4 protein-coding genes are annotated in these 4,849 nt (G+C 69.6%); 3 read left to right on the forward strand and 1 reads right to left on the reverse strand.

Going from position 1 to position 4,849, the window contains the following annotated elements; genetic code table 11:
- The first annotated feature begins 68 nt into the window (after nucleotides 1-68).
- On the forward strand, nucleotides 69-1,547 hold the full coding sequence (locus tag VI238_RS14215; RefSeq protein WP_331652487.1) for a hypothetical protein: 1,479 nt from the start codon (nucleotides 69-71) through the stop codon (nucleotides 1,545-1,547).
- A 284-nt stretch (nucleotides 1,548-1,831) separates the two neighbouring features.
- On the opposite strand, the gene VI238_RS14220 is transcribed toward VI238_RS14215, so the two are convergent.
- Nucleotides 1,832-2,314, reverse strand: coding sequence for a YajQ family cyclic di-GMP-binding protein (locus VI238_RS14220; RefSeq protein ID WP_331652489.1), 483 nt, complete (start codon nucleotides 2,312-2,314; stop codon nucleotides 1,832-1,834).
- Nucleotides 2,315-2,522: 208 nt separating this feature from the next.
- On the opposite strand from VI238_RS14220, the gene VI238_RS14225 reads away from it, so the two are divergent.
- Both VI238_RS14225 and VI238_RS14230 read left to right on the forward strand, forming a co-directional pair.
- The gene (locus VI238_RS14225; RefSeq protein WP_331652491.1) at nucleotides 2,523-3,305 is read left to right on the forward strand and encodes a phosphodiester glycosidase family protein; all 783 of its coding nucleotides are present in this window, start codon (nucleotides 2,523-2,525) and stop codon (nucleotides 3,303-3,305) included.
- 164 nt (nucleotides 3,306-3,469) lie between these two features.
- On the forward strand, nucleotides 3,470-4,849 hold a 1,380-nt coding region (locus VI238_RS14230; RefSeq protein WP_331652493.1), incomplete at its 3' end, for an MBOAT family O-acyltransferase.

The raw sequence follows: 4,849 nt of genomic DNA on the forward strand, positions 1-4,849 counted from the left end.
GGCTTCATCGGCGCGAACCTCATCGGTGGCATGAGGACGCCTGCAGTCGCGGGCGGGGAGTGAGCGCCATGAGAACGATCCTGATCCTCGCAGGCCTGCTCTCGCTCGCGTGCGCGCATGCCGCCGAACCGGCCGCGGCGGTCGCTCCCGAACCGAACCCGACCGCGATCGTCGTGATCGACCGCGCTGCGCTGCGCGCCGCGCCGCGCGAGTCGGCGCGGCAGCAGGTCACGCTCTGGCAAGGCGACAGCCTCGAAGTGCGCGGCCGGCGCATGGATTACCTGCAGGTCTACGACCACCGGCGGGAGCGCGCCGGTTACGTGCGTGCGGCCCAGGTGCGGTTGCTGTCGCTGCGACCGCAGGATGCGCCCGGCCTGCTCGCGGTCGTGCGCTTCGTGCGCGACACGCCGGGCGCCGAGGCGCTCGGCATCGGCTACGCGGCCGCGTTCCTGCGTGCTGCTCCGGCGAGGGATATCGACGCCGAGGCGTTCGATGCGCTCGGCACGATGGCCGAGCGCCTCGCGCGCCGCGCGTCGTCGAATCGCGGCAAGGCGGACGACGCGGTGATCGCCGCCCACCTCGAGGTCGTCGCCGCTTACGGTGTCGCGATGCGAAGCGTCGAGCGCGACGGCCGCGTGCAGGTCTGCTACGACGGCGATGCATTCCGCCGCGTGATCGCGCTGCCCGCCGATGCCGAACGCAAGGCGCGCGCCGCGCTCGCGCTCACGCGGGAGGACTGCATCGACCCGGCGACGACGCCGTTCGAGCGCGCGAGCCTCGACGGCTGGCGCGCCGACGTGCTCGACCGGGTGCCGCGCGCGGACCTGCCCGGTTACCTCGGGAACCGCCTGCGCATGCGCTCCGCGGCGGTCTGGTCGAGCCTCGCGTTCGAGCGCGTGCGCCGCGGCGAGCCCGCGACCGAAGCCGCCGCGCGCGCGTTGGAAGAACTCACCGGTGTCGACCGGCAGGAGCTCGCCGAAGACGACGCGAGCGCGTACGACGATGCGGCCGTGCGCGTCGGCGCCGTGCGCTGGGCGGCAGAGCCCGCGCCTGCGAAGAAGGCGGCCGGCCTCGCGGTGACGACGGCACCGGGCCAGCCCGGCGAGACCTGCATCCGCCTCGTCGACGCGAAGCACGACGACGGCGCGCCGCTGCTGCAGCGCTGCACGTACGGCACGGTGTGGGCGAATTCCGCGCGCGCGAACCCGGGCGGCAGCGCGCTCACGCTCGCCGTGCAACCACTCGACGCGTGGCGCGAGATGTGGGTGTTCCATCGCGACGGCGCCGCGTGGACCGTCGATGTCGTGCCGCCGGCGGCCGACGCCCCCGATATCGGCTACATCGAATTCGCGGGCTGGTTGCCCGGGGGGCGCAAGCTGCTCGCGGCGCGCGAAGTGCGCGTCGGCGGCCGCTTCTCGCGCACGTTCGAGCTGCTCGACCTCGCGACGCTCGCGGTCGAAAAGCGCGCCGACAAACCCGAATCCCTCAGCGCGTTCTACCGCTGGCAGGATGCAGCCTGGAAAGGCCAGACGGTGAGCCTGCGCTAAGGGGGCTGGTTGCTACCGAGAGCAAGATCAAGATCAAGATCAAGATCAAGATCAAGAGACTGAAGCACGAAGGACACGAAGGACACGAAATAGAGCAAGAGACTCAGTTTGAAACACGGAGCACACGGAGGAAAAGCTTTCAGACAGTAGAGCCCTTCCTTGCTCTGCGTTCTCCGTGCGCTCCGTGCTTCAAGCTTCAAATCGTTCCTGATCCCTATTCCTTCGTGTCCTTCGTGTCCTTCGTGTTTCAGTCTTCGCTCTTGCTTTTGCTCCTGCGGCACCGATCAGTCGCGGAAATTGTCGAACTGCAGCGGGACGTCGAATTCGCTCTTGCGCAGCAACGCGATCGCGGTCTGCAGGTCGTCGCGCTTCTTGCCGGTCACGCGCAGCTTGTCGCCGTTGATCTGTGCCTCGACCTTGAGCTTGGCGGCCTTGATCGCGGCGATGATCTTCTTCGCGACCGGCTGCTCGATGCCTTGCTTGACCGTGACCTTCTGCCGAGCGGTCGCCAGGTTGACCTCGGGCTCGGCGACGTCGAGGCAGCGCACGTCGATGCCGCGCGCGCTCAGGCGCGCACGCAGGATGTCCTGCATCTGCTTGAGCTGGAAATCGCTCGGCGCCGACGCGGTGATGACCTCGTCGTCGAGCGCGAACTTCGCGTCGCTGCCCTTGAAGTCGAAGCGGTTCGACAGTTCGCGGTTGGCCTGGTCGACCGCATTGGTGAGTTCGTGCTTGTCGACTTCGGAGACGATATCGAAGCTGGGCATGGCGGATCCGGTGACGGCAATGCGTCGAGTGTAGCGGTCGCGGGGCTGGTGGAGTATGTCGCGCGGCGCGCCACGCGGGACCGGCCGCAAGCCGATGGCCGTGCGGACATGAGCCGTCGCCGATCGGACGAGCCGCGCCGCGCCCGCCATCGCCCCGGCGTAACCGAAACGCAACGCGCCGCGCGCCCGCATCGGCGACAATGCGCACATGCGTACCGTCCTGCCCCGGCTGCTCGCCCTCGCGTTCGTCTTCCCGGCCGCAGCGGCCGGTACGCCGACGATGCGCAGCGTGCAGATCGGCGAGATCGCGTGCCGCGTGGTCGACGTCGACCTTGCGGTGGATCGCCTCGAGCTGCGCTGGAAGGACGACGACGGCCGCCCGTTCGGTGCGGTCGACCGCCTGCGCGAATGGGGCGAAGGGCGGGGGCGCACGCTGCTGTTCGCGGCCAACGCGGGCATCTACGACGGCCAGTACCGACCGCTCGGCCTGCACGTCGAGGACGGCCGCACCGTGCGGCCGCTCAACACCGCGCGCACGGGGCCCGGACGCGGCAATTTCGCGCTGCCGCCGAACGGCGTGTTCTACGTCGATCGTGCCGATCATGCCGGCGTCGTCACGACCGCGCAGTGGCAGCAGTCGCGCATCGACGCGCGCGTCGCGACGCAGTCGGGGCCGATGCTCGTCGTCGACGGGCAGATCAATCCGAACTTCGACGCGGCGTCCGACAGCCTCAAGTGGCGCAGCGGCGTCTGCGCGCCGACGCCCGGCCACGCGGTGTTCGCGGTGAGCGAAGCGCCGGTGTCGTTCCATGCATTCGCCACGGTGTTCCGCGACGCGCTCGGTTGCCGCGACGCGCTCTACCTCGACGGCACGCTGTCGCGCTTCTGGACGCCGGCTGGCGGCTACGCAGGGGCTGTGGCGATGCTGGTCAAGCCGTACGTGGGCATGTTCGCGGTGTTCACCGACGGCGCAGCCGCACCGGCGCGCTAGCGCGGCGCCCTGCGGGCGACGCGGCACGCGCGCTTCGCGTGCCGATTGCACCGTGCCGCGCGGCGGCGCACACTGCGCCCGCCGCACGGGACGGCCAAGCGGCGCAGCCTCGCCCGTCCGACCCGTGACGTGGGATTCCCATACGCTGACCGGGGAGGGCGGCGGTGGTCTTCAACTCGCTCACGTTCGTCGTGTTCTTCGCGTGCGTGCTCGCGCTGCACTCGCTGCCGCTGCCGTGGACGGTGCGCAAGGTCAACTTGCTCGTCGCGAGCTACCTGTTCTACGCGGCGTGGAATCCGCCGTTCGTGATCCTGTTGTGGATCTCCACCGTGGTGGACTGGTGGGCAGCGAAGAAGCTCGTCAGCGTGCAGGGCGCCCACGCGCGTCGCGCGTGGATGCTGCTGTCGGTCGTCGCCAACCTCGGCATGCTCGCGTACTTCAAGTACGGCGCGTTCCTGACCGCGAACTTCGCCGCGCTGATGGCCGGCCTCGGCGTCGCCTGGCAGCCACCGCAGCTCGACATCGTGCTGCCGGTCGGCATCTCGTTCTACACGTTCGCGACGATGTCCTACACGCTCGACGTGTACCTGCGCCGCGCCGCACCTGCGCGCAATGCCCTCGACTACGCGCTGTTCGTGACGTTCTTCCCGCATCTCGTCGCGGGGCCGATCCTGCGTCCGACCGAGCTCGTGCCGCAGTTCGAGTCACCGCGGCGCGCGAACGCGAACCAGCTCTGCTTCGGCCTCGCCCTCATGACGCTCGGCCTGTTCCAGAAGGTCGTGCTCGCCGACGGCTTCCTCGCCGCGCCGGTGGAGAAGGTCTACGACGGCACGAAGATCCCCGGCGTAATCGACGCGTGGACGGCGACGCTCGCATTCGGCGGCCAGATCTTCTGCGACTTCGCCGGCTACTCGACCACCGCGATCGGAGCGGCGATGTGCCTCGGCTTCGCGATGCCCGACAACTTCCGCTTCCCGTATGCGGCGATCGGCTTCTCGGATTTCTGGCGCCGCTGGCACATCACGCTGTCGGCATGGCTGCGCGACTACCTCTACATTCCGCTCGGCGGCAACCGGCATGGCCCCGCGCGCACCTACTTCGCGCTGTTCGCGACGATGCTGCTCGGCGGCCTCTGGCACGGCGCGAGCTGGACCTTCGTCGCCTGGGGCGGCCTGCACGGCAGCTACCTCGCCGGTGAACGATTCCTGCGTGCGCGGTATGCGCACCTTAGGCCGACGCGCGCGCAGCTGTTCCTTCTCGGCGTGCTCACCTTCCTGCTCGTGCACGTCGCGTGGGTGTTCTTCCGCGCGCACACGTTCGGTGGCGCCTCGCGCGTGCTCGCGGGCATGTTCGCGGCGAATGCTGCTGCGGTGCCGATACTGCCGGCGATCGAGATCCTGACTACCGTCGTCATCGTCGGCGGCATCGTGGCCGCGCACGCGTTCATGCGCACGCGCACGCTCGAGTCGGTGCTCGCGACCGTGCCGGCGCCCGTGCTGTCGGGCGCGTGGGCGCTGCTCGCGTTCGCGATCGTGATCGAGCAA

The sequence above is a fragment of the Dokdonella sp. genome (assembly GCF_036518555.1).
Lineage (GTDB): Bacteria > Pseudomonadota > Gammaproteobacteria > Xanthomonadales > Rhodanobacteraceae > Dokdonella_A.